This window comes from Shewanella sp. SM101, assembly GCF_025654465.1.
In the GTDB taxonomy this organism is placed as follows: Bacteria; Pseudomonadota; Gammaproteobacteria; order Enterobacterales; family Shewanellaceae; genus Shewanella; species Shewanella oncorhynchi.
The window spans coordinates 1-3,230 of record NZ_JAKKRH010000101.1 but is presented as its reverse complement, the minus strand read 5'-3'; the positions used below and the strand labels follow the sequence as shown (position 1 = coordinate 3,230).

The following is a 3,230-nucleotide window of genomic DNA, read 5'->3' as shown; positions in this document are numbered from 1 at the left end:
TTCAGTGGTGGTTTGTTTTAACTGAATAAAACGTGATGATGTGGGGTTCGTTGTTTGCACTGGCAAGGTTGAATTAGGCTGATACTCAGCCAGTAAAGCGCGCTGTTTATAGTAAGTGGTGATAGAGACATTATGGTGTTGGCAAAATTCGATATTAGTGCCACTAAACGAGCCGCGTTGTTGAAGTAGCATCTGCCACTGAGTAGTTGTTCTGTATGTTTTCATCACCTGCTCCAAATTTATCATTGARCAGGTATTTTTAGACAATCAGAACATCGATGCTAGGTGTACTTCGCTAGACGCATACCATGCAATTACATTCTGTTTTTAGCAATACGCAACTTCACTTGTACATGACTGTTGCTGAATCAAGTCGATTTGTGCCGGTGCATCAGCGCAACGCTATCATCACTAAACAGCTTAAACCTTATGCAACGAATAAAGACTTTAAGGACATAAAAAACCATCTTAAAGATTTGCTGCGTGTCGGCAGGAAAGGCGGCGATATGGAGGCTTGCATTAACAAAATGTTGGCTGCAATTGGTGGCACACCGGCTCAGCTTAATCGTGTTATGGACTTAGTAAGTTGGATTGTGGACATCATTGATGAAAAGCAACTATCAATGAGCTTTCTAACAAATGAGCATCCCTACACCAGTGACATTAAAGAATGCGAGCTAAGGCTAAATAGAGCCAATATTGAAGCTAGTTTTGATAGTGACGGCCAGCAAACACGACCTATAGAGCTAGTCTACCGTTATTCGTCAATTGACGCCTTGGAAGCCTTTTGCGCGGCATTTGAAGGGAGCACTGTTTATCGGCTTGATGATCGTGTGGTTAAGGCTGATTCAGCCACGCTGTATATTATTGAAATAGCACGATGGTCAACGCCAGTGGATGAATCAAGCAACTCATAGCAAAGTTTATTTTCAGAAACGTCTGCTTTCAGTGAGTTCCTGATGCTCGGGCGCTCTAAATTATGGGTATAGACAATCTGATTTGCCCTATATTTGCAGTTTTTCGTGAACCCTTAATTTCACAACTCTTTTAATCTGATATCCAAAGTCTGCATCCATACATAGCCCCTACGTAAACTGTCTAATAAGTCACATTATACGAACTATTGAGCATGTTATATCTATTTTACATGCTGTAAATTCAGTTCCATTAGTAAATAGATAAAAACCAAGGAGGCTTTATGAAAAATAAATAATGTGATCGTTGCCGGAGGGTGTTTTTGGAGTCTCGAAGACCTCCTTAGAAATCAGGACGGCGTGACGTCAACGAAGGTGTGTAGTGGCACTGAAATGGCGACTGCGCAAGACGTGAAGATGAGCTGTCTGATAGCAACGGATTATCAAGCAGAACCTTCTTAAATACAATTTATTCCACGCCAATACAGCGTGCTGTCTTTCAAATCACTAGGAGAAATTTATGTCACGTTTGAACACCCCTACCACAATCGACGCCGCGCCTACTGCTACCCATACCTCACTCAAGGCTGTGGAAAAACAACTGGGCCGCGTTCCTAACATGTTCCGCGTCGTTGCCAACAGCCCTGCTGCGCTGACTGGCTACCTGCAATTGAGCGCAGCATCAGCACAGGGCGGCTTGGGTACAGCGACTCTTGAGCGTATTGCCCTAGCCGTCGCTGAGATCAACGGCTGCGATTATTGCCTTGCTGCCCATTCCTTCCTAGGCCGTAAGGTGGCCAAGCTTGATGATGCTGAACTCACTGCCAACCGCAGCGGTGCATCAAATGACCCTAAGGCCGACGCAGCCGTGCGTTTTGCTGCCGCCGTAGTCCGCCAGCGCGGGCAAGTCAGCAATGACCAGGTCCAAGCGGTGCTGAACGCTGGCTACAGTGATGCACATGTAGTGGATATTCTGTTGGCTGTTGCCCTGAACACTTTCACTAACTACGTTAACGAAGTGACACAGACCGAGGTCGACTTCCCGGCCGTTCAACCACTAGGCATTGATGTCTAATCCATTGGTGCTCAACTACAGCAATTACCTAAGTTAGGTTCGACTCGAGTAAACATATAGTTTTTCTCAAGAGTCATATCATTTTAGTGGGCTACATAGAGTGAGTCCACATGGCTAAAAATAATTGGAGATATAAGATGACTATTCCCGAAATTGAAAATGGTGTCCAGACTACCAATATCCTTAGTAATAATCTCGGTGCAAAAGTCACTAAGTTTGGTATAGGTGGCATCTACGTTGCCATGACGATAATATATTTGTGGTTTGGTGGTATGAAATTCACTAGCTACGAAGCAAACGGTATACATGGTTTTGTTAGTAATAGCCCTCTGCTTTCATGGATGTATAGTTTCCTCAGCATTCAAGGATTCTCAAATTTTCTGGGTGTGCTTGAAATTTCAGTTGGCCTGTTAATCGCAGCACGAGTTTTCTCCCCTAAGCTCGCAATCTTGGGCGGTGTACTTTCAACCGGACTCTTTTTTACGACATTGTCGTTCATGCTGACTACACCCGGTGTTTTTGAGGCATCTCTTGGGTTTCCTGCGATCTCTGTGGTTCCTGGCCAGTTTTTGCTAAAAGATTTAGGCTTGTTTGTCGTGTCTATATTTATCGTAGGCACATCACTTACAGCACTGGAGCACAAAAACAAATAAGCCGCATCCGAAACAACTATAAGTTAGAGGGCCTTAAATTCTGCGGTATAGGTCTTGCAGTTCTTTTTAGCTGTCATAGGCACCTCGTTATGTGATTTTACTCACTTAGCGCGGTGTACAGAACTACTGGATCAGATCATTTTTTCGGGTTAACGGCCTAAGTGAAATAAATTCTGTAAACAGAAGGTCTCTTATAATCTGAAAGGCACATGGCTCTACTCTATAAGAGGACATTTATGAATACCTATCAAAAATCTATGAATGCGATTTCTGCTCTGACTAAGGAGCAGTATCGGGTGACGCAAGAAAATGGTACAGAGCGTCCAGGGACTGGTGAATTGCGGTGTTTTTCAAGATAGTTGTCACTCTTTGTTTAAATATTAAGCTGCATTTATTACGCCTTCTTCTGGTGCCTTATCTGGGTTGAGTGTTACAGCGCCAACCGCTTCACAATTTCTGATCTCTGTAGACCAACGCATCGGTTTTCTTTCCTTCGCCGCCTCAAGCACTTTCTTGCGCTTCGCTAAAATAGCGCCATCTTGCAGTGCATGACGTTGCCCTGGTGAGACAAAATTTAGCTGGCTGTGT

At 44.0% G+C, this 3,230-nt stretch carries 4 protein-coding genes and 3 pseudogenes; 5 read left to right on the top strand and 2 right to left on the bottom strand.

Annotated features, from left to right (window positions below; all coding sequences use genetic code 11):
* Positions 1–225 (bottom strand): annotated as a pseudogene (locus L5M38_RS23890) (IS66 family insertion sequence element accessory protein TnpB); the annotation flags it as partial.
* An 83-nt stretch (positions 226–308) separates the two neighbouring features.
* Here L5M38_RS23890 and L5M38_RS23885 point away from each other — a divergent pair.
* The 5 genes and pseudogenes from L5M38_RS23885 to L5M38_RS23865 all read left to right on the top strand — a co-directional run.
* A complete protein-coding gene (locus tag L5M38_RS23885; protein ID WP_263180520.1) occupies positions 309–917 on the top strand; it encodes a DUF2913 family protein in 609 nt (202 codons plus the stop codon).
* 297 nt (positions 918–1,214) lie between these two features.
* Positions 1,215–1,376 carry a peptide-methionine (S)-S-oxide reductase gene (locus tag L5M38_RS23880; protein ID WP_223290059.1) on the top strand — a complete coding sequence of 54 codons (162 nt, stop codon included), beginning with the start codon at positions 1,215–1,217 and terminating at the stop codon, positions 1,374–1,376.
* Positions 1,377–1,533: 157 nt separating this feature from the next.
* On the top strand, positions 1,534–1,989 hold the full coding sequence (locus L5M38_RS23875) for a carboxymuconolactone decarboxylase family protein (RefSeq protein ID WP_263180519.1): 456 nt from the start codon (positions 1,534–1,536) through the stop codon (positions 1,987–1,989).
* 137 nt (positions 1,990–2,126) lie between these two features.
* Positions 2,127–2,642: a YkgB family protein gene (locus tag L5M38_RS23870; protein WP_011711654.1), complete on the top strand. Its 516-nt coding sequence runs from the start codon at positions 2,127–2,129 to the stop codon at positions 2,640–2,642.
* A gap of 236 nt (positions 2,643–2,878) precedes the next feature.
* Positions 2,879–2,983 (top strand): annotated as a pseudogene (locus L5M38_RS23865) (peptide-methionine (R)-S-oxide reductase); the annotation flags it as partial.
* A 39-nt stretch (positions 2,984–3,022) separates the two neighbouring features.
* On the opposite strand, the pseudogene L5M38_RS23860 reads toward L5M38_RS23865, so the two are convergent.
* Positions 3,023–3,230: pseudogene (locus L5M38_RS23860) on the bottom strand (IS3 family transposase); the annotation flags it as partial.